The organism is Bacillus sp. BB081 (assembly GCF_008368895.1).
Classification (GTDB): domain Bacteria; phylum Bacillota; class Bacilli; order Bacillales; family Bacillaceae_G; genus Bacillus_A; species Bacillus_A wiedmannii.
Genome location: NZ_QOZX01000014.1, coordinates 165,919 through 185,846, shown reverse-complemented (window position 1 = coordinate 185,846; position 19,928 = coordinate 165,919). Strand labels below are relative to the sequence as shown.

The following is a 19,928-nucleotide window of genomic DNA, read 5'->3' as shown; positions in this document are numbered from 1 at the left end:
GTCTTACTGCCCGCAAATAGTGGGATAAAGAAAAAGAGCTGTATTTACACAGCTCTTTTTCTATTTTAGTGATCTAATTCAATGAGTAAGTCACCCGTTTGAATTGCATCTCCATCGTTAACATATACTTTTTTCACTTTACCATTGAACGGTGCTTGAACTGTCGTTTCCATTTTCATTGCTTCTGTAATTGCCATAGAATCGCCTTTTTTCACTTCATCGCCTTCTTTTACAACTACTTTAATAACCGTTCCTGGCATTGTTGCACTAATGTGGTTTGGATTTTCACGGTTTCCTTTCATACGTTGTGCAACTGTTGCTTTCACACTTTCGTCTTTCACAACAATCTCACGTGGTTGACCGTTAAACTCCAAGTAAAGAATACGGTTTCCATCTGGCTGAGGCTCTCCGATTGATACTAGTTTAACCATCAATGTTTTACCTTGTTCAATTTCCACATCGATTTCTTCACCAAGTCTCATGCCATAGAAGAATGTCGGTGTATCAAGCACAGATACACTTCCATAAATCTCAGCAACTTTTTCGTAATCCATAAATACTTTTGGATATAATGCATATGCAACGACATCAAAAATCGTCACTTCGCGTCCAAGTTTATGGAACAACTCTTCTTTTAACGCGTCGAAATCTACTGGCTCTAATAATTCACCTGGTCTTACTGTTAATGGCTCTTTCCCTTTTAAAATAATTTCTTGTAACTTTTTCGGGAAACCACCATATGGTTGTCCTAAATCTCCTGAGAACATTTCAACAACAGATCCTGGGAAGTCCATAGAATGCCCACGCTCTAAAACATCTTGTTCTGTTAAGTGATTTTGAACCATAAATAATGCCATATCACCGACAACTTTAGATGATGGTGTTACTTTAACAATATCGCCAAACATGTCATTCACACGGCGGTACATTACTTTCACTTCATCGAAGCGATCTCCTAAACCAACCGCTTTCGCTTGTTGTTGTAGATTACTATACTGTCCGCCTGGCATTTCGTGCATATATACCTCTGTATGAGGTGCATTCATACCACTTTCAAACGGTGCGTAGTATTTACGTACATCTTCCCAATAATGAGATAGTTTTTCTAATGAATCTATATTAACGTCTGGCTGTCTTTCGTTTCCACCTAATGCATAGTATAGCGTGTTCGCACTTGGTTGTGACGTTTGACCAGCCATAGAACTTACTGCTACATCGACAATGTCAACACCTGCTTCAATTGCCTTTGTATACGTTAATATACCATTTCCACTCGTATCGTGTGTATGCAAGTGAATCGGAATCGATACCGTCTCTTTTAATGCAGAAACTAAATCATATGCCGCATTAGGTTTTAATAAGCCTGCCATATCTTTAATTCCTAATATATGTGCTCCTGATGCTTCTAACTCTTTTGCTAAGTTTTTATAGTAATTTAAATCATATTTACTACGTAACGGATCATGAATATCTCCTGTGTAGCACATTGTTGCTTCTGCAATTTTACCAGTATCTCGTACAGCATCAATCGCAACTCTCATACCTTCTACCCAGTTTAAGCTATCAAAAATACGGAATACATCAATTCCAGCTTGAGCAGAACATTCCACAAATTTTTGAATTAAATTATCCGGATAGTTTTTGTAACCAACTGCGTTTGAAGAACGAAGTAACATTTGGAATAAAACGTTTGGCATTTTTTCACGAAGATCTAGTAATCGTTCCCATGGATCTTCCTTTAAGAAACGATATGCAACATCAAACGTTGCACCACCCCACATTTCCGCTGAGAATAGGTTCGGTAACATTCTCGCTGTCGGCTCTGCAATTTGATGTAAATCTTTTGTACGGATACGCGTCGCCAGTAATGACTGATGCGCATCACGGAATGTTGTATCCGTTAAAAGTACACGCTTTTGATCTTGTACCCATTTTACTAATCCGTCCGCTCCACGCTCATCCAAAATTTGTTTCGTTCCATTTTGAACCGGCTCTGAGTGTAATACATTCGGTATACGAGCATCCGGGAAAATTGGTTTCTCTTTTTTCCCTACTCCTGGGAAGCCATTTACTGTTACTGATCCAATGTAATTTAACATTTTTGTTCCGCGGTCTTTACGTTTCGGGAACAGGAATAGTTCAGGTGACGCATCAATAAATGAAGTGTCATATTCTCCTGATAAGAAGTTTTTATGTTTTACTACATTCTCTAGGAATGGAATATTTGTTTTAATACCACGAATACGGAATTCTTTTAAGTTACGTTCCATTTTCGCAGCAGCTTGTTCAAAAGTAAGTGCCCATGTTGTAACTTTTACGAGTAAAGAATCATAGTACGGTGTAATAACAGCACCTTGGAAACTATTACCTGTATCAAGACGAACACCGAAACCACCGCCTGATCGGTATGCCATAATTTTCCCTGTATCCGGCATGAAATTATTTAGTGGGTCCTCAGTCGTTACACGAGATTGAATCGCAAATCCATGAACAACTACTTCCTCTTGCTTCGGAACACCTACCATTTTACTATGTAATGCATGTCCATCAGCTATTAAAATTTGCGATTGAACGATATCTACCCCTGTGATCATTTCTGTAATTGTATGTTCAACTTGAACACGCGGATTTACTTCAATAAAGTAAAACTCATCACCTTTTACAAGAAATTCTACTGTTCCTGCGTTTAAATAATTTACATTTTTCGTTAATTTCACAGCAGCATCACAAATACGCTGACGCAAATCATCTGAAAGCGACACACTAGGTGCGATTTCTACCACTTTTTGGTGACGACGTTGTACAGAACAGTCACGCTCGTATAAATGAACAACATTGCCCTCTTCATCTGCTAAAATTTGAACTTCTATATGTTTAGGTTTTTCAACGAATTTTTCAACGTATACTTCATCATTACCAAAGGCTGCTTTCGCTTCTGACTTCGCTCGATTATACGATTCTCTTAATTCTTCACTACTACGTACAATACGCATACCACGACCACCACCGCCAAGGGAAGCTTTAATAATAATCGGGTAATCATACTTTTCAGCAAATTCTCCAACTTCTTCTACTGAATTTACCGGTCCATCACTACCAGGAATAACTGGAATTTGTGCTAGCTGCGCTTGTGTTCTTGCTTTCACTTTATCTCCAAACATATCTAAATGCTTACTCTTTGGACCAATAAAGATAATCCCTTCTTCTTCACAACGTTTTGCGAATTGAATATTTTCTGACAAGAAACCATATCCAGGGTGGATTGCATCTACATGATTACTTTTTGCAATCTCAATAATGCCCTCAATATCTAGATAAGCATCAATTGGCTTTTTCCCTTCCCCAACTAAATAGGACTCATCGGCTTTATAACGATGATAAGAACCACTATCCTCTTTAGAATAGATTGCAACTGTTTTTAATCCAAGTTCCGAACAAGCTCGAAACACACGAATTGCAATCTCTCCACGGTTAGCTACCAATACTTTTTGAATACGTTGCAGCTTTGTCATGATTTTCCCCCTCTACTTTCCTACCACTCTAGAGATAAAATATATACACACCCTAAAGAGCGTGAAGTTCTTCACTTTCTACATTATATTATACTTAGAAAGCTTCACTTTATTTTTATCCATCATACCTTATTTTTTAACAAATGATAAGTTTTCTGATCAATTTGTTTCACAAAAATAGTATAGCATACCTCTTCCTTTTCTAACAACTTAATTGTATATCACATTTAATTTAATGTGATATATTTTTTAGTGTATAAACCAATTAATGTATCCTATTTAATGTTTCTTGCACATAAAAAAACACATCGCGCTCTAAAGCACAATGTGTTTTTTATTTTACTACAACAAGACGCGGTCCATCTTGCTCTCTTTCTTTCATTATCTCATTTTGTTGTTTCTCTTGTCGTTTTACATGACTAGCAACATTTAATAATATACCCATCGCAATTAGATTAGCCAATAAAGAACTACCACCATAACTAATAAACGGTAAAGGTACTCCTGTAAGTGGTATTAATCCAGACATACCACCAACATTAACAAAAGTTTGTATCCCAATTAAACTTGCAATTCCGATTGCAATTAAACTTCCAAATGGATCTTTACATTTTTGCGCTACTCTAAACGAACGAATGATAATAAGTAGTAAACAGATTAAAATGATAGCTACACCTATAAAACCTAGTTCTTCAGATATAATCGCCATAATAAAATCCGTTTGCGGCTCTGGTAAGTAGCCATACTTTTGTATACTATTCCCTAGTCCTCTACCATTTAAGCCACCTGAAGCTATTCCAATAAAGGAATTAACTAATTGAAATCCATCATTTTGAGGATCACTAAATGGATCAAGAAAAACTGAAAATCGAGCTTTTTGGTATTTACTTAATTTATAGTCCCCAATAAAATACAACGCCGGTATCCACACGACAGATGTTAATAAAAATCTTTTTATCCACAAGTTAACATTAACTCCTGAACAGAAGAACATAATTAACACTGTTCCACCTATTAATATGTCAGTTCCTAAGTCATTTTGTAATAAAATTAACACCATCGATCCACCGACAACAAATAAGGGAGGTATTATCCCTTGGAAAAAAGGGGTTTGCCTCTCTTGTTTCTTAGCAAAAAAACTTGCTAACGTAATAATAACTGCTATTTTTACAAACTCAGCTGGTTGTATACCTAGTATCCATCCTTTTGCACCATTGATTACCTTACCGAAAAGGAAAGCTGCTGTTAGTAAGCCCAGACTCCCTAACCCCATCGCTGTAAGAACTATTTTTTTCTTCCAAAATTTATAAGGAATTACAGCGACAATCACTAGCATTACTGTTCCAATAGCAAGAGCAACTAATTGTTTTTTAAAAAAGTGATCTGCTGGCCAGTTATATTTCGACGAAATCGCGACAATGGAACTAGAACTATATACCATTATAACTCCCAACACACATAAAATAACAAGAGGAAGTAATAATGAATAATCCATTGATTTCCATACTCTTTTCATTTCATTTCCTCTTTCTGTTTCAATTTAATTATTGTTGTATTCCATATGTACATTGATTCTTCCTGCTTTATTATACAAATAAAAAGCCCAAACTATTTCAGTTTGAGCCCCCCCTATTTGAACCCGTTATTGTTGTTTGTTCGTAAATGCTTCATGAAGTGCAGATAACTCACGTTCAAGCTCTCCTAACATTGCTTTCCCTTGTTCTTCTGCAATAAGACCAAGGCGAACTGCAAAATCGACCTCGCGGGATAGTCCAAACATTTGTGTGTCTAACACTTCTTCATATAATGGACATTGCGGCATTGTAAGATTGTCCATTTGCACCTTAATAAGTCTTAAAATCTTCTCCGCATCCGCTTGTAGAAGGGCTAGTGCCTTTTCCTGATGATTTGATACTGTCTCAGACGCCAAATTGATTCCCTCCGTTTCCGTCCTACTCTCTCCTATCTATTAATATTAGCGATAGTTTTAGTAAATTGCAATAGAAACATTTTTTGTGACAACCGTGTCTAATGCTATTATACTGAAAAGTGGGAGTATAACACAAATGGGGGAACAACAATGAGCGAAATTTTATTTATTAATGGAAAAGTTCGTTTTCCAATCACTATCGATCCAACTGTTTGGATCTTTGATGATCGAAAAGTAGATTTGAAAACTTACTTTGATGAAACAAGAGAAAACACTTCAGAACTAGAAGCTTATTTAAAAAACACTTCAGAGCATTGGGATCGAGAAATCCGTGATGGTGCTGCGTTTCCACCGATACAACAAAGTGTAAAGAAATATAAAAAAGAACAACTAATTACTGGAACGTTCGGTATACCATTTCATCCATTTCTTGCTAACGCCGAAATTTCAGAGGACGCTACGCAAGTCGAAATTGAAACAGTAGATCAAACAATAATACTTCCATTAGAAACTGTAGAAAATGCTATTCTTGGTTTTTCAAAAGAAGGAAAGCCATTAAAAGAGGATGGACCTGTTCATCTATATTACAATGATGGATCTAATAGACAAAATCCAATCCGTAACATCCGTAAATTTACAATTATTTAAAGTGTATACTTGGAAGAAAAAGGAGTGAGCCTCAGCTCACTCCTTTTATAATAAATCTGCTGCTAGTTGAGCTAAATTAGACCGCTCCCCTTTAACAAACTTTACATGACCACTAATACGTTGCTCTTTAAACTTCTCTACAACATATGTTAAACCATTATTATATTCATCCAAATACGGGTGATCAATTTGCTGAGGATCTCCCATTAATACAATTTTACTTTTTTCTCCTACCCTTGTTAATATCGTTTTCACTTCATGCTTCGTTAAATTTTGTGCTTCATCAATTATAATGAACTGATCTGGAATACTTCTCCCACGTATATAGGTAAGGGCCTCTACTTCAATCGAACCCATTCCAGCTAAAATAGCATCTAACTCTCCTGGCTTTTTCGTATTAAATAAATACTCTAGATTATCAAAAATCGGTTGCATCCATGGTCTTAACTTTTCTTCTTTTTCTCCTGGTAAATACCCGATATCTTTTCCGACCGGAACAATTGGCCTTGCAACGAGTAGTTTTTTATATAGTCCTAAATCTTCCGTTTGCATGAGTCCTGAAGCCAACGCGAGTAATGTTTTTCCTGTACCAGCTTTCCCCGTTAACGTTACTAGCGGAATATCTTCACGAAGCAACAATTCTAATCCCATAATTTGCTGCACATTTCGTGGTCGTATCCCCCATACTTGTTCATTGTGAAAAATAAGTTTCTTTACCTTCTTACCTAAATGATCCACAATGCCAAGTGCTGAACTAGATCCCCCTAATGCATCTTTCATTACTACAAACTGATTTGGATAAAAAGGGTGATTTGCAATTTCGGATAAAGGCAATTCACCTTTTTCATAAAAATAATCTAATTGCTCTTTTGATATATACCCTTCTAAAAATCCTGAATATATATTATCTACTTCAATTACACGATCACTTAAATAATCTTCCGCCTTCAAACCAATTGCATCAGCTTTTACCCTTACGAGCACGTCTTTACTTACTAAAATAACAGACTTCCCGTCCTCTTTTTCTTGTTCTTCTAAAGATAGATTTTTTGCTACAGCTAAAATTCGATTATCATTCGTTTTTTCTACAAAAATATCTTGTAGTTGAACAAATGAACGATGATTTAATTCAATACGAAATGTACCGCCGTTTTCTAACGGAATACTTTCATGCAGCTTTCCTATTTCACGAAATTTGTCTATTAACTTAGATACATAACGAGCGTTTCGTCCTACTTCATCCATATAACGTTTTTTCGAATCAACCTCTTCTAATACAACTGCTGGAATCACTACTTCATTTGTTTCAAATGAAAAAATAGATAAAGGATCCTGCAAAAGTACATTCGTATCTAACACATAAATTTTATCCAACCTGTTACCCCCTGACTCCACTTTTAAATTTGTAGAACAAGGGTTTCATCCATAAAATATGGACGAACCATTGTTATAATTATATGTACCGTATAAACGAGGTAGAATCGAAATTCATAACCATGAAACCTTTTATTTATTTTTTATTCATTTCTATTCAATATATTACTTTTAATTATAATTATTAACATAAAATCACAATAACTGATTACAAAAGTTAATAACTTATTTTCTTATTTATCACATTTATAATTCTTTTATTCCTACTAACACTTGGTTATCCAGCTTTTTCGCTGCGCGAATATCATATGTTTTTTCATACGTTGGCTCAGTTGCAAGCTTCGCTCCATAAAACATAACATCACGTACTTCTTGTACCTTTACTTCTATTACAGTTAATTTTAGAGGAATGCCTTCCATTCTATCAGTCAAAATTTCACCTGCACCACTTATGGAAAATACGGATTCATTCGCCATTATAGTCAATACCAGCCCAGTACTATGCCGTATATTTTCCACAATACGTGAACGTTGATCTACTGCAAATCGAATACTAGTTTTACTCACTGCATACACCCAAGAAATAGCACTTACGTTAGGAACTTGTTTTTCGAAGTCTGTTGTTGCTACCATAACAATACATTCTTTACGTAACGTTTGTACTAAATCATCTGTTAATGTAGGCTCTACTACATTCGCCATATTTCCACCTCCAAATATACTTACTATATCCTTATCATAACTTATTTTTCGAATTGCGAAAATATTATTTTTTCCCGCTATTATTCAAAAATATTACACTTCCATGATATACTTATACTGATAGAATTCGTATTGAGGTGACGAAATGAGAGTCAAATGTATGATTTGTGATAAAAAAGATATGTTAGATGATGAAAATCCTATGGCAAAAAAACTACGTAACCGCCCTATTCATACATATATGTGCATGGAATGTTCGGAACGAATTGCAGAACGTACGATGGAACGTCATGCAAGTGGTAATTTCCGATTATATCGTGATAAAAAAGTCGAGGACGATTGGTAAAATGTAAATAAGTCCTTAATCATATAGATAAGGACTTATTTATATTTTTCAGGTTCACGATTCATTTGATCCAAAAAACAATCAATAGCTTCTAACGGAAACCTGGCAGATTTTCTTTCTCCATTCATTTCATATGTAATCAAATACATTTCTTCATTCTTTTTAACTTCCACATTCTTTAATTTATGTTCTTCATATATCATATTTTTAAATAACAAATACGTTTCTTGTGCAGCACGATCATCTGGACGTGCTTCGGCAACTGTTTTAATCGTTAACCAATTATATAACGCATCTTGTACTGAACGCATAAAAATTCGCCCCCTCACCCTGCTTTTTGTTGTCTCGCTTGACGTAAACGCAACCTATAAATCCCAAGTACAATTGCCGCTACAACAAGGCCCTCTCCAACAGGTAAAAAAACTGCAAAGAAAGTTAAAACTGTACACCCAATCGCTAACGATATATATATCACTATATTTTTTATTATTGATAGTTTTCTTGCAAAACCTAAATTATACACAAGTGCACTTAATATAATAATGATGCCATATAGCAACCACATCCCTAGTTCTGGATTTTCATCAACTTTACATAATTTCGCAAAAAACGACATTCTTTCTAACATCATTCATCCCCCTTTCTCACAAAAAACAAATTTTATTTACGTACTTAATACAAGAGTAACCTGCAAAAAAAATACTGTCCACAAAAAAAGAGTAAATATTCCAAAAATAATTACAATAAAAAAACAGCTACCCCTCAAAGGTAGCTGTTCTATTATTTTACGCTTCTACAGATTTCTTTTTCTTAGCAGCTCTTTCGCGCTCGCTCTTATCAAGAATCTTTTTACGTAGACGAATTGATTCTGGAGTTACTTCACAGAACTCGTCATCATTTAAGTACTCTAATGACTCTTCTAAAGTCATTAAGCGTGGTTTTTTCATTGTTGAAGTTTGATCTTTCGTCGCAGAACGAATATTAGTTTGTTGTTTCATTTTTACAACGTTAACTGTTAAGTCATTCTCACGAGTGTGTTCTCCAACAATCATACCAGCATATACTTCTGTACCTGGTTCAACGAAGATTACACCACGGTCTTCAACTTGCATAATACCGTATTGTGATGCTTTTCCTGTTTCAAGTGAAACTAGAACACCTTGGCGACGTCCACCAACTTGTCCAGCGTGTACTGGTTGGTAGCAATCGAATGTATGGTTTAAAATACCGTAACCACGAGTTAATGTTAAGAATTCTGTTGTGTAACCAATTAAACCACGTGCTGGAACCATGAAAGTAAGGCGAACTTGACCGTTTCCGTTATTCACCATATCTAACATTTCACCTTTACGTGCACCCATAGATTCCATAATAGAACCAGTGTATTCTTCAGGTACATCGATTTGCACGCGCTCTACAGGCTCACATCTTACGCCATCAACTTCTTTAATAATTACTTCAGGCTTAGATACTTGTAGTTCATAACCTTCACGACGCATGTTTTCAATTAGGATAGATAAATGTAATTCCCCGCGTCCAGATACGATCCACGCATCAGGAGAATCTGTATTATCTACACGTAAACTTACATCTGTTTCTAATTGTGAACGAAGGCGCTCTTCAATTTTACGAGATGTAATGAATTTACCTTCACGACCTGCAAATGGGCTGTTATTTACAAGGAATGTCATTTGTAGTGTTGGCTCATCAATACGTAATAATGGTAAAGCCTCTTCATGCTCAACCGGACATACCGTTTCACCTACGTTAATGTCTTCCATACCTGAAACAGCTACTAAATCTCCAGCTTTTGCTTCTTCAATTTCTTGACGTTTTAATCCAATGTAACCAAATAATTTCGTTACACGGAATTGTTTTACAGTTCCATCAACTTTCATTAATGCAACTTGTTGTCCTACTTTCATTGTACCACGGAATACGCGTCCAACCCCGATACGACCAACATAGTCATTGTAATCAAGAAGTGCTACTTGGAATTGAAGTGGCTCTTCGCTGTTATCAACTGGTGCTGGAATATGTTCAATAATTGTGTCAAACAATGATTTCATATTCTCTTCTTGATTTGCCGGATTTGAATCTAAGCTTGCTGTTCCGTTCATTGCTGATGCAAATACAACTGGGAACTCTAATTGATCTTCGTTTGCACCAAGTTCGATAAATAAGTCAACTACTTCATCAACTACTTCATCAGGGCGAGCGAAGTCACGGTCAATTTTGTTTACAACAACGATTGGAGTTAAGTTTTGCTCAAGAGCTTTCTTTAAAACAAATCGTGTTTGTGGCATACAACCTTCATATGCATCAACAACAAGTAGAACACCATCAACCATTTTCATGATACGTTCTACTTCTCCACCGAAGTCAGCGTGACCAGGTGTATCTAAAATGTTAATTCTTTTATCTTCATAGTGAATCGCAGTATTCTTCGCTAAAATTGTAATACCACGTTCTCTTTCTAGATCGTTTGAGTCCATTGCGCGTTCTTCAATATGTTCATTCGCACGGAACGTCCCCGCTTGACGTAATAACTGGTCAACAAGTGTTGTTTTACCATGGTCAACGTGGGCAATAATTGCTATATTTCGTAAATCTTGTCGTTTTTTCAACATGTCCAACTCCTAATGTCTTTTTAATCCTTCTCTATTATAAGAGCGAAGGGGATACAATGGCAATCAAAATAAAATCAAGAATGAAAATATAGTTGTATTCTTACTTTTGTGAAAGTAAAATGAGATTGGAGGGTGAAGAAATGGAACACATTCAATATCGCTTTTTATTAACTGCAATTATCGGTGTTATTTTCTTAATCGGTATCGGCATTATGGTTGCTGAAAATAGTCCCATCGGTATTATTATTTGCATTATCGGCACATTTGTTACAGTTGGATACGGTTTTGTAACAAAAAGAAAAATGCGTAAATCGAAATAACGTCAAAAAGTAAGAAGCGCTTATACAGCCTCTTACTTTTTTTGTTACTCCGCTATAAATCGTAACAACTCTTCATACACTCCTGGTTTTGCAACTAATACGCTGCTCTTCTCTACGATAGAAAGCGGGGATCCAGAAAAAGTTGTCACCTTGCCTCCAACTTCCTCTACAATTATCTGTCCCCCACCAAAATCCCATGGTGATAATCTCGGCGTTACATATGCATCTATTCTTCCTGTTGCAACGTATACCATCTCTAACGCTGCACAGCCATATGATCTCGTGCCTCTTGCTTTCTTAACCAGTGCCATCATACTTTCCTTATTAAGCATTGGATTGTCGGTAAGCCATATCGCATTTAAAGCTACAATACCTTGCTCTACAGTTCCTTTTTCCAATAAAGGTATTGGTACTTCATTACAAAATGCTCCAGCTCCCTTTACCGCATGGTATAATTCATCATGAACTGGATCATAAATGAGTCCAACCTTTCCGATACCGTTCTCATAAATTCCAATTGAAATTGCGAAATTTCTTTTTTGATGAACAAAGTTCATCGTGCCATCAATTGGATCAATTAACCAAACAACCCCTTCAGAAGAAGTTACCTCATCTCCATAACCTTCTTCTCCTAAAATATTATGGTTCGGGAATGTTTCTTTAATTTTCCCAATTAAAAACTGTTCTATTTCTCGGTCCATATTTGTTACTAAATCAGCTGCATTGGATTTCGTTTCTATAATAAGTGCTTTTTCCATTGATGCCATTAAAAACTCTCCTGCATCTCGAATCCACTGTTTGGCGTGTGCATCGATGTCTTTCCATACTTCTTGCATGTTTAAACACTCCGATCTATACTGTTCACAGAAAAAACGAACCCTTTATAAGGTTCGCACCAACTAATTTTTTATACATATACTATTATTACGCTTCTAAACGAATCATTTCAAGTCTTAACACTTCTAACTTTTGTACACACTCTTCTTTTTTCAGTTTATCATTTTCCATCATCGCATCATATAAAGTTGCTAATTCATAATCTAGCTCCAAACGTAGCACCGGTATTCTCTTTTCAGCATCTGTTCTCTTTAACGCATTAATCACCTGTCTCATATTATTTGCCTCCTCCCAATATTCGTCTGCCCTCGGACTAGAATTGATTCAATTTTCTGATTTTTTGTTTTATACTATACTATGTTGGATAAATCATCTATGCAACAAAATTATATTTTTTTATTTAAATTTTTTTTGTGCTGTTTTTTTTATGAATAGTACAAGCTATGCTAAAATAAAAGCAAAATAGGAGTTGGAGGAACAATCATGACACTACAAACATTCAAGTCAACTGATTTTGAGGTCTTTACAGTTGATGGTCTCGAAGAACGAATGAGTGCAATTAAAACGAACATTCATCCTAAGCTGGAAGCTTTAGGGGAACAGTTTGCAACGTATTTATCCAAACAAACTGATGAGAACTTTTTTTATCATGTAGCAAAACATGCACGTCGCAAAGTCAATCCACCAAACGATACTTGGGTTGCTTTTTCAACAAATAAACGCGGATATAAAATGCTACCACATTTCCAAATTGGATTATGGGGTACTCATGCCTTCATATACTTTGGTTTAATCTATGAGTGTCCACAAAAAGTGGAGACGGCTCACGCCTTCTTAGAACATTTAAATGATTTAAAAACAAATATTCCAAATGACTTCGTTTGGTCCATTGACCATACTAAACCAAGTGTAAAATTACATAAAACACTTGAAACAGAAGACTTACAAAAGATGATTGAACGTCTAGCTACTGTGAAAAAAGCAGAATTATTAGTTGGTATTCATATATCACCAGAGGAGTTTTCAGCAATGACCAACGAACAATTCCTTGCTAAGATTGAATCTACGATGCAATCACTCCTTCCTTTATATGCACTTTGTAATCGATAGTAGAAAACGGACAATTTATATTGTCCGTTTTTAGTTGTTATCACATTATATCACTTCAGTTTTTATTTTTCAAAATATTTTTACATTTTCACAAGCTTTTGTTCTTCCGTTTCTTTCGCCCTTTGAATCGCACGGTATATAGAATATCCACTTACTTCTTGAAACTCTTTATCAATTTTCTTCTCTTCTGCTTTAGATGGAACAATCTCTTTAAAACGACGATATAATCCCATTAATTCTTCTCTTATAATTCCTTTTTCGTATGCTTTCTCAATTGCTTCATAAAACTTCACAATTACAACCATTTCCTCATTTGACCAATTATAATCTAACGGATATTGATATTCCATTTCGCACCTCATTTATCATTTCTTCTTATTTCAATATGCTATCTTAAAGGGATTTTTTTCTTCTTCACTATAGCCACTTTGCATTATACACTATTTATTCATTGTGATGGAATTGTCTTCCTCTATAAATTAATTGGAAATAACTATTTAACATACTCACTGTAAAAATATTTTTTTCTATACATCTATAATTATTGGTGATATAATGCTTTTGTTTTATAGAAAATAAAGTGAACCTACCATCTCAAAAATGCTTTTGTGATTGGCAGAAAAACAAGTCTCATTCTAAAAGCACTTAACTTTTTTAGAACAAGATTATATAAAACAAACTCTAATAAATATTATGAAAAAGAAGGGGTGTATAGATTGTCCCAATACGAAACACCATTGTTTACCGCTTTAGTTGAGCACAGTAAGCGAAATCCAATTCAATTCCATATTCCTGGTCACAAAAAAGGACAGGGCATGGATCCTACATTTCGCGAATTTATTGGGCATAATGCATTAGCAATTGATTTAATTAATATTGCGCCGCTCGATGATTTACATCATCCAAAAGGTATGATTAAAGAAGCACAAGATTTAGCAGCCGCTGCATTTGGTGCAGATCATACTTTCTTTTCTATTCAAGGTACAAGTGGTGCAATAATGACAATGGTGATGAGCGTGTGCGGTCCTGGTGACAAAATCCTAGTGCCACGAAACGTGCATAAATCAGTAATGTCAGCTATTATTTTCTCAGGTGCAAAACCGATTTTCATGCATCCTGAAATCGATCCAAAACTTGGTATTTCACATGGAATCACAATTCAATCTGTCAAAAAGGCACTTGAAGAGCATTCAGATGCGAAAGGCTTACTTGTTATTAATCCAACATACTTTGGCTTTGCTGCGGACTTAGAACAGATTGTCCAATTAGCCCATTCTTATGATATCCCTGTACTAGTTGATGAGGCTCATGGTGTTCATATTCATTTTCACGATGAATTGCCGATGTCAGCGATGCAAGCCGGTGCAGATATGGCAGCAACAAGTGTTCACAAATTAGGAGGATCTTTAACGCAAAGTTCTATTCTTAACGTGAAGGAAGGCCTTGTGAACGTTAAACATGTTCAATCTATTATTAGCATGCTTACGACTACATCAACTTCTTACATCTTGTTAGCATCCCTAGATGTTGCTAGAAAACGTCTTGCTACAGAAGGAACAGCACTCATAGAACAAACAATTCAATTAGCGGAACAAGTTCGTGATGCTATTAATGCTGTTGAGGATCTTTACTGTCCTGGGAAAGAAATGTTAGGTACAGATGCTACTTTTAACTACGATCCTACAAAGATAATTGTATCTGTAAAAGATTTAGGTATTACAGGCCATCAGGCTGAAGTATGGCTTAGAGAGCAATATAACATTGAAGTAGAACTCTCAGATTTATACAACATACTATGTCTTGTCACTTTTGGGGATACAGAAAGTGAGACAAATACACTTATTGCAGCATTACAAGATTTAGCAGCAACATTTAGAAATAAAGCCGATAAAGGTGTTCAAATACAAGTAGAAATTCCAGAAATACCAGTGCTAGCACTTTCTCCTCGAGATGCTTTTTATTCGGAAACAGAAGTCATTCCGTTTGAAAATGCAGCAGGTCGTATTATAGCTGATTTCGTTATGGTTTATCCGCCAGGGATTCCAATCTTTACTCCGGGGGAAATTATTACACAAGATAACTTAGAGTATATTCGTAAAAACTTAGAAGCGGGTCTACCTGTACAAGGTCCTGAAGATATGACATTACAAACATTACGTGTGATTAAAGAGTACAAGCCTATCAGTTGATAGGCTTTTCTTTCACCCTTTTTCTCTTTTCCCATACGATATTAAGTAATGTAACGTATAGGTGGGGATACTATTATGATTGTAATAGGCCGTTCTATTGTACATCCTTATATCACAAATGAATATGAGCCATTTGCAGCTGAGAAACAACAAATTTTATCGATAATGGCAGGAAATCAAGAAATTTATTCCTTCCGAACATCTGATGAACTCAGCTTTGATCTAAATTTGCGAGTGAATATTATTACTTCTGCATTAGAACTTTTTCAAAGTGGATTTCAGTTTCGCACATTTCAACAATCCTTTTGCAACCCCCAGTATTGGAAAAGAACACCACTTGGAGGATTCGAGCTACTACCAAACATACCCCCTTCCATTGCCATACAAGATATTTTCAAAAACGGAAAACTATATGGAACTGAATGCGCCACCGCTATGATCATTATTTTTTACAAAGCTTTACTATCATTATATGAGGAAGAAACTTTCAACCGTCTCTTTGCAAACCTTTTACTTTATACGTGGGACTACGATCAAGATTTAAAGCTCATAACAAAAACGGGTGGCGATCTTGTTCCAGGTGATCTCGTTTATTTTAAAAATCCACAAGTGAATCCAGCTACGATCGAGTGGCAAGGAGAAAATACAATCTATCTAGGAAATTTCTTTTTTTACGGACATGGCGTAGGTGTAAAAACAAAAGAGGAAATTATATACTCATTAAATGAACGACGAGTCCCTTACGCTTTTATTTCAGCTTTCTTGACCGATACTATTACCCGTATTGATAGCCGTCTCATGAGCCACTACGCCTCTCCTAGCACTCCACAGACATCGATAGGATTTATTCCGATTAGAGATGATGCAATCGTTGCAACAGTTGGTCATACAACTACAATTTATTGAAAAAGCGCCTACATATGTATATGTAGGCGCTTTTTCTTATTTAAGCTTTTGTATGTTCTTTATGGTCACATTCGCAATGAGATCCACATTTCCCGTATAGTACTGTTGATTTTTCATCTTCAAAATGTCCGATTGTTCCTTCACATACTTGGCATACGATTGTTCCCATTTTTCATTTCCCCCTGAGTTTTAATAATAATCTACTTATTTATAATTAAGCTTTCGCCTTATCTCTATTAGCACATTCACAATTTGTACCACATTTTCCGTAAAGCACTGTCGTTTTTTCATCTTCAAAATGACCGATTGTTCCTTCACATATTTGGCATACAATTGTTCCCATTTTTCATTTCCCCCTAAGTTTATGGTCCTAAAAACTTTTAGCTGTCCATTTCCTATCAATTATTGGGCTTTTGTATGCTCTGTGTGATCACATCCGCAAGATCCACATTTCCCGTAAAGTACCGTTACTTTTTCATCCTCGAAGTGTGCAATTGTACCTTCACAATCTTGACATACGATCGTTCCCATTTTTCATTTCCCCCTAAGTTTATAATCCCAAAAACTTTTTGTAACCGCTTAACTTTCTGTCTTTATTTTAATATGTTATACTTTTTACGTCAATAGGTTTTTAGTATAACACATTAAATATTTTAAATTTAAATTAGTATGCGATATTCAAACAAAAAAACAGCCATATTTATACGTACGACTGTTTTACATTAATTATTCTTCATACTCCGCATGTAAAGAAGTAGATGGGACTAAAAATTTGAAAAACTGAGCTAACTCTACCGCTTCCTCTTCTGATCCTAATTTAAAAATCTCCTGTATATATTGAACATTCTCTACATCATCTCGCCCAAGTAAAGTAGACCTTCCTGTTTGCATGCAAACAATGAGTGGCTTTCCAAAAAACATATTTGTATAAATAACACCAAAATCATAACGAGTATCATGTGTCATAAACCCCAAAAATCGTACCTTCACACTTTCATGCTCATCATACAATTTTTCAAACATCGGTTTCCACCTTTCTCCATCACCTTTCATTAGTATATTAAACAAAAAAAGGAATACTCCTTTTAATTGTCAAAAAATTCAGTAGGATGTAGAATAATAGTATTCTACTAAGGTTAGGGGGAACTTATATGCAACATGCCTTTATTACGCTTGTACCTAAATCCAATCAACAATCTGTTTCAATAGATGAAATAAAACAACTGTTTCATTACTATCAAACAGTTACTTCCAAAACTGGTGTTCAAATTAATTACGCTTATACAAATACCGCTTTTCCTTATGAAATTTTAGATACATCAGCAACAACATTAAAACTACAAGCTACTCACGATCGATATGACTCCATATATGTTGGTGTCGGTATAGAAAAGGAACAATCTTTTATTCAGATTTCTTTACCACCTAATGCAACATTCGGTGATAAAGGAAAAGCAAATGAATTTTGCCGTTTTCTAGCGAAGAAATTAGAAGGAGAATTACAATTATTTAATGGAAGAACGATGTATTTCTATAAACGTTAATTTAAAAAATAGAATATACAATTAAAAAAAGTATGCAATTTGAACACGTAAGGAATAATGCCTGCTTTCTGATGTGCAATACAAAATATGCGATCACATATGCTAAATAAAGAAATACAAAGAATAGCATTACTTTGTAATGCAACTTATCACCATTTGACAATGATAATACTACGGAAAAACCACTCCATAATAAAAAATGATAAAATATAACATGTAATATTCTCATGGAACCTTCTCCTTTGACATGCTCTATTTTATTAATATATGGGATTAAGTTTGAATCAATTACATATTATACGAAAGCATATATACTACTTTTGAATTAACATATGTTCTAACGATTCATTTAAAGTATTATATATTCATTCGACAAGTACATATAAAGACCTTGCAAGCCATTTTATTAAAATAAAAATAACCCCTCTCTTTAAATAAGAGAGGGGTTATTTTCATTACTTAAATTATTTTACAATGTGAATTGGCATTCCAAGAGCAACTTCAGCTGCTTCCATTGTGATCTCACCTAATGTTGGGTGAGCGTGGATTGTTTGAGCGATATCTTCTGCTGTCATTCCAGCTTCGATAGCTAAACCAATCTCAGAGATAATATCAGAAGCGCCTGCACCTGCAACTTGAGCACCTACAAGAAGACCATCTTCTTTACGTGTTACAAGTTGTAGGAAACCGTCAGTGCTGTTTAATGATAATGCACGACCGTTAGCAGCGAATGGGAACTTAGATACAGCTACTGTCATTCCTGCTTCTTCAGCTTGTTTCTTAGTGTAACCAACAGATGCTAATTCTGGATCAGTGAAGCATACTGCAGGAATTCCGATGTAATCGATTGCTGATGCATGGCCACTAATTGCTTCAACAGCTACTTTACCTTCGTAAGAAGCTTTGTGAGCTAATGGTGGTCCAGGAACGATATCACCGATTGCATAGATGTTTGATACGTTTGTACGACATTGCTCATCGATTTCGATGATGCCGCGGTCAGTCATTTTAACTCCAACTTGCTCAAGACCAATTTCTTGAGTGTTTGGACGACGACCTACAGTTACTAATACGTAATCTGCTTCTACAGTTTGGATTTCACCTTTAACTTCAAAGCTAACTTTTACGCCAGTTTCTGTTTCTTCAACGCCTTTAGCCATAGCTTTTGTATGGATATTTACGTTACCTTTCTTTTGAAGAGCACGTTTAACAACAGAGCTCATAGCTTTTTCGAAACCAGCTAAGATTTCGTCGCCAGCTTCTACTACAGTAACTTCTGTACCGAAGTTAGCATATGCAGTTCCTAATTCCATACCGATGTAACCGCCGCCGATTACAACAAGTTTTTTAGGAATTTCAGGTAAGCTTAAAGCACCTGTAGAATTGATAACACGTTTAGAGTATTTGAATCCTGGAATTTCGATTGGTGTAGAACCAGTTGCAAGAACAGCATTTTTAAACGTATACGTTTGTGCTGCATCTTCAGTCATTACGCGTAATGTATTAGCATCTACGAAGTAAGCTTCACCGCGAATGATTTCAACTTTGTTACCTTTAAGAAGGCCTTCAACACCGCCAGTTAATTTCTTAACTACGCCGTTTTTCCATTCTTGAACTTTTGTAAAGTCAACTTTTACGTTCTCTGCAGTGATACCCATGTCATCAGAATGCATTGCATTCTCATAACGATGACCTGCATTGATTAACGCTTTTGAAGGAATACATCCAACGTTTAAGCATACGCCACCAAGGTTAGCTTTTTCGATAATTGCTACCTTTTGACCTAATTGTGCTGCACGAATTGCCGCAACGTATCCACCAGGACCTGCACCAACAACGACTGTATCTAATTCAATTGGGAAATCTCCTACTACCATTGT

At 35.6% G+C, this 19,928-nt stretch carries 24 protein-coding genes; 7 read left to right on the top strand and 17 right to left on the bottom strand.

Annotated features, from left to right (window positions below; genetic code table 11):
• Nucleotides 1-65: 65 nt before the first annotated feature.
• The 3 genes from pyc to DN394_RS07510 all read right to left on the bottom strand — a co-directional run bounded on the left by pyc (nt 66) and on the right by DN394_RS07510 (nt 5,442).
• Nucleotides 66-3,512 carry a pyruvate carboxylase gene (gene pyc / locus DN394_RS07525; RefSeq protein ID WP_097917859.1) on the bottom strand — a complete coding sequence of 1,149 codons (3,447 nt, stop codon included), beginning with the start codon at nt 3,510-3,512 and terminating at the stop codon, nt 66-68.
• Nucleotides 3,513-3,846: 334 nt separating this feature from the next.
• The gene (gene ftsW / locus DN394_RS07515; RefSeq protein WP_046957426.1) at nt 3,847-5,028 is read right to left on the bottom strand and encodes a putative lipid II flippase FtsW; all 1,182 of its coding nucleotides are present in this window, start codon (nt 5,026-5,028) and stop codon (nt 3,847-3,849) included.
• A gap of 126 nt (nt 5,029-5,154) precedes the next feature.
• Nucleotides 5,155-5,442 carry an Fpa/YlaN family protein gene (locus DN394_RS07510; RefSeq protein WP_000135698.1) on the bottom strand — a complete coding sequence of 96 codons (288 nt, stop codon included), beginning with the start codon at nt 5,440-5,442 and terminating at the stop codon, nt 5,155-5,157.
• 150 nt (nt 5,443-5,592) lie between these two features.
• Between DN394_RS07510 and DN394_RS07505 the strand changes: the two genes are divergently transcribed.
• Nucleotides 5,593-6,090 (top strand): molybdopterin-binding protein, encoded by a 498-nt coding sequence (locus tag DN394_RS07505; protein WP_046957427.1) that lies wholly within the window; start codon nt 5,593-5,595, stop codon nt 6,088-6,090.
• Between the two features lie 45 nt (nt 6,091-6,135).
• Here DN394_RS07505 and DN394_RS07500 read toward each other — a convergent pair whose 3' ends face one another.
• Together DN394_RS07500 and DN394_RS07495 are read right to left on the bottom strand one after the other, a co-directional pair.
• Nucleotides 6,136-7,464 carry a PhoH family protein gene (locus DN394_RS07500; RefSeq protein WP_000358079.1) on the bottom strand — a complete coding sequence of 443 codons (1,329 nt, stop codon included), beginning with the start codon at nt 7,462-7,464 and terminating at the stop codon, nt 6,136-6,138.
• Nucleotides 7,465-7,710: 246 nt separating this feature from the next.
• On the bottom strand, nt 7,711-8,166 hold the full coding sequence (locus DN394_RS07495) for a PNPOx family protein (protein ID WP_046957428.1): 456 nt from the start codon (nt 8,164-8,166) through the stop codon (nt 7,711-7,713).
• A 145-nt stretch (nt 8,167-8,311) separates the two neighbouring features.
• Between DN394_RS07495 and DN394_RS07490 the strand changes: the two genes are divergently transcribed.
• Entirely contained in the window at nt 8,312-8,512 is a 201-nt protein-coding gene (locus tag DN394_RS07490) for a YlaI family protein (protein WP_001995040.1), read from the top strand.
• Nucleotides 8,513-8,547: 35 nt separating this feature from the next.
• On the opposite strand, the gene DN394_RS07485 is transcribed toward DN394_RS07490, so the two are convergent.
• The 3 genes from DN394_RS07485 to typA form a co-directional block, all read right to left on the bottom strand.
• Nucleotides 8,548-8,823, bottom strand: coding sequence for a hypothetical protein (locus tag DN394_RS07485; protein WP_046957429.1), 276 nt, complete (start codon nt 8,821-8,823; stop codon nt 8,548-8,550).
• A gap of 14 nt (nt 8,824-8,837) precedes the next feature.
• Nucleotides 8,838-9,140 carry a YlaH-like family protein gene (locus DN394_RS07480; RefSeq protein ID WP_000893656.1) on the bottom strand — a complete coding sequence of 101 codons (303 nt, stop codon included), beginning with the start codon at nt 9,138-9,140 and terminating at the stop codon, nt 8,838-8,840.
• 157 nt (nt 9,141-9,297) lie between these two features.
• Entirely contained in the window at nt 9,298-11,142 is a 1,845-nt protein-coding gene (gene typA, locus DN394_RS07475; RefSeq protein ID WP_000914755.1) for a translational GTPase TypA, read from the bottom strand.
• Between the two features lie 140 nt (nt 11,143-11,282).
• On the opposite strand from typA, the gene DN394_RS07470 reads away from it, so the two are divergent.
• Nucleotides 11,283-11,462, top strand: coding sequence for a DUF5325 family protein (locus DN394_RS07470; RefSeq protein WP_000400128.1), 180 nt, complete (start codon nt 11,283-11,285; stop codon nt 11,460-11,462).
• Between the two features lie 44 nt (nt 11,463-11,506).
• On the opposite strand, the gene DN394_RS07465 is transcribed toward DN394_RS07470, so the two are convergent.
• Both DN394_RS07465 and DN394_RS07460 read right to left on the bottom strand, forming a co-directional pair.
• Entirely contained in the window at nt 11,507-12,298 is a 792-nt protein-coding gene (locus DN394_RS07465; protein WP_001158688.1) for an inositol monophosphatase family protein, read from the bottom strand.
• Nucleotides 12,299-12,386: 88 nt separating this feature from the next.
• The gene (locus DN394_RS07460) at nt 12,387-12,575 is read right to left on the bottom strand and encodes a hypothetical protein (protein WP_001250166.1); all 189 of its coding nucleotides are present in this window, start codon (nt 12,573-12,575) and stop codon (nt 12,387-12,389) included.
• A gap of 207 nt (nt 12,576-12,782) precedes the next feature.
• On the opposite strand from DN394_RS07460, the gene DN394_RS07455 reads away from it, so the two are divergent.
• The gene (locus tag DN394_RS07455; RefSeq protein ID WP_000175087.1) at nt 12,783-13,409 is read left to right on the top strand and encodes a YktB family protein; all 627 of its coding nucleotides are present in this window, start codon (nt 12,783-12,785) and stop codon (nt 13,407-13,409) included.
• Nucleotides 13,410-13,489: 80 nt separating this feature from the next.
• Here the strand turns inward: DN394_RS07455 and DN394_RS07450 are convergent, their stop codons facing one another.
• Nucleotides 13,490-13,759 carry a UPF0223 family protein gene (locus DN394_RS07450; protein ID WP_000456567.1) on the bottom strand — a complete coding sequence of 90 codons (270 nt, stop codon included), beginning with the start codon at nt 13,757-13,759 and terminating at the stop codon, nt 13,490-13,492.
• 366 nt (nt 13,760-14,125) lie between these two features.
• Between DN394_RS07450 and speA the strand changes: the two genes are divergently transcribed.
• Both speA and DN394_RS07440 read left to right on the top strand, forming a co-directional pair.
• On the top strand, nt 14,126-15,598 hold the full coding sequence (gene speA, locus DN394_RS07445) for an arginine decarboxylase (protein WP_000084901.1): 1,473 nt from the start codon (nt 14,126-14,128) through the stop codon (nt 15,596-15,598).
• A gap of 75 nt (nt 15,599-15,673) precedes the next feature.
• A complete protein-coding gene (locus tag DN394_RS07440; RefSeq protein WP_000635322.1) occupies nt 15,674-16,504 on the top strand; it encodes a protein-glutamine gamma-glutamyltransferase in 831 nt (276 codons plus the stop codon).
• 40 nt (nt 16,505-16,544) lie between these two features.
• Here the strand turns inward: DN394_RS07440 and DN394_RS07435 are convergent, their stop codons facing one another.
• The 4 genes from DN394_RS07435 to DN394_RS07420 all read right to left on the bottom strand — a co-directional run bounded on the left by DN394_RS07435 (nt 16,545) and on the right by DN394_RS07420 (nt 17,527).
• A complete protein-coding gene (locus tag DN394_RS07435; protein ID WP_000536796.1) occupies nt 16,545-16,673 on the bottom strand; it encodes a GapA-binding peptide SR1P in 129 nt (42 codons plus the stop codon).
• 45 nt (nt 16,674-16,718) lie between these two features.
• Entirely contained in the window at nt 16,719-16,847 is a 129-nt protein-coding gene (locus DN394_RS07430; RefSeq protein ID WP_097917854.1) for a GapA-binding peptide SR1P, read from the bottom strand.
• 59 nt (nt 16,848-16,906) lie between these two features.
• Nucleotides 16,907-17,035, bottom strand: coding sequence for a GapA-binding peptide SR1P (locus tag DN394_RS07425; RefSeq protein ID WP_000536778.1), 129 nt, complete (start codon nt 17,033-17,035; stop codon nt 16,907-16,909).
• 195 nt (nt 17,036-17,230) lie between these two features.
• Nucleotides 17,231-17,527, bottom strand: coding sequence for a DUF3055 domain-containing protein (locus DN394_RS07420; RefSeq protein WP_097917897.1), 297 nt, complete (start codon nt 17,525-17,527; stop codon nt 17,231-17,233).
• 128 nt (nt 17,528-17,655) lie between these two features.
• Here DN394_RS07420 and DN394_RS07415 point away from each other — a divergent pair, with 128 nt between their 5' ends.
• Nucleotides 17,656-18,048, top strand: a complete 393-nt coding sequence (locus tag DN394_RS07415) for a DUF1885 family protein (RefSeq protein ID WP_097917853.1) — start codon at nt 17,656-17,658, stop codon at nt 18,046-18,048.
• Nucleotide 18,049: 1 nt separating this feature from the next.
• Here the strand turns inward: DN394_RS07415 and DN394_RS07410 are convergent, their stop codons facing one another.
• Nucleotides 18,050-18,277, bottom strand: coding sequence for a hypothetical protein (locus DN394_RS07410; protein ID WP_001221352.1), 228 nt, complete (start codon nt 18,275-18,277; stop codon nt 18,050-18,052).
• A 235-nt stretch (nt 18,278-18,512) separates the two neighbouring features.
• On the bottom strand, nt 18,513-19,925 hold the full coding sequence (gene lpdA / locus DN394_RS07405; protein ID WP_000260106.1) for a dihydrolipoyl dehydrogenase: 1,413 nt from the start codon (nt 19,923-19,925) through the stop codon (nt 18,513-18,515).
• Nucleotides 19,926-19,928: the final 3 nt, after the last annotated feature.

Coding starts and splice junctions, on each gene's coding strand:
- DN394_RS07490 (WP_001995040.1), top strand. CDS start 8,312: ATGAGAGTCAAATGTATGATTTGTGATAAAAAAGATATGTTAGATGAT.
- DN394_RS07410 (WP_001221352.1), bottom strand. CDS start 18,277: ATGAGAATATTACATGTTATATTTTATCATTTTTTATTATGGAGTGGT.
- DN394_RS07480 (WP_000893656.1), bottom strand. CDS start 9,140: ATGTTAGAAAGAATGTCGTTTTTTGCGAAATTATGTAAAGTTGATGAA.
- DN394_RS07430 (WP_097917854.1), bottom strand. CDS start 16,847: ATGGGAACAATTGTATGCCAAATATGTGAAGGAACAATCGGTCATTTT.
- pyc (WP_097917859.1), bottom strand. CDS start 3,512: ATGACAAAGCTGCAACGTATTCAAAAAGTATTGGTAGCTAACCGTGGA.
- typA (WP_000914755.1), bottom strand. CDS start 11,142: ATGTTGAAAAAACGACAAGATTTACGAAATATAGCAATTATTGCCCAC.
- lpdA (WP_000260106.1), bottom strand. CDS start 19,925: ATGGTAGTAGGAGATTTCCCAATTGAATTAGATACAGTCGTTGTTGGT.
- DN394_RS07440 (WP_000635322.1), top strand. CDS start 15,674: ATGATTGTAATAGGCCGTTCTATTGTACATCCTTATATCACAAATGAA.
- DN394_RS07485 (WP_046957429.1), bottom strand. CDS start 8,823: ATGCGTTCAGTACAAGATGCGTTATATAATTGGTTAACGATTAAAACA.
- DN394_RS07415 (WP_097917853.1), top strand. CDS start 17,656: ATGCAACATGCCTTTATTACGCTTGTACCTAAATCCAATCAACAATCT.
- DN394_RS07505 (WP_046957427.1), top strand. CDS start 5,593: ATGAGCGAAATTTTATTTATTAATGGAAAAGTTCGTTTTCCAATCACT.
- DN394_RS07450 (WP_000456567.1), bottom strand. CDS start 13,759: ATGGAATATCAATATCCGTTAGATTATAATTGGTCAAATGAGGAAATG.
- DN394_RS07435 (WP_000536796.1), bottom strand. CDS start 16,673: ATGGGAACAATCGTATGCCAAGTATGTGAAGGAACAATCGGACATTTT.
- DN394_RS07460 (WP_001250166.1), bottom strand. CDS start 12,575: ATGAGACAGGTGATTAATGCGTTAAAGAGAACAGATGCTGAAAAGAGA.
- DN394_RS07455 (WP_000175087.1), top strand. CDS start 12,783: ATGACACTACAAACATTCAAGTCAACTGATTTTGAGGTCTTTACAGTT.
- DN394_RS07495 (WP_046957428.1), bottom strand. CDS start 8,166: ATGGCGAATGTAGTAGAGCCTACATTAACAGATGATTTAGTACAAACG.
- DN394_RS07425 (WP_000536778.1), bottom strand. CDS start 17,035: ATGGGAACGATCGTATGTCAAGATTGTGAAGGTACAATTGCACACTTC.
- DN394_RS07470 (WP_000400128.1), top strand. CDS start 11,283: ATGGAACACATTCAATATCGCTTTTTATTAACTGCAATTATCGGTGTT.
- ftsW (WP_046957426.1), bottom strand. CDS start 5,028: ATGAAAAGAGTATGGAAATCAATGGATTATTCATTATTACTTCCTCTT.
- DN394_RS07420 (WP_097917897.1), bottom strand. CDS start 17,527: ATGTTTGAAAAATTGTATGATGAGCATGAAAGTGTGAAGGTACGATTT.
- DN394_RS07465 (WP_001158688.1), bottom strand. CDS start 12,298: ATGCAAGAAGTATGGAAAGACATCGATGCACACGCCAAACAGTGGATT.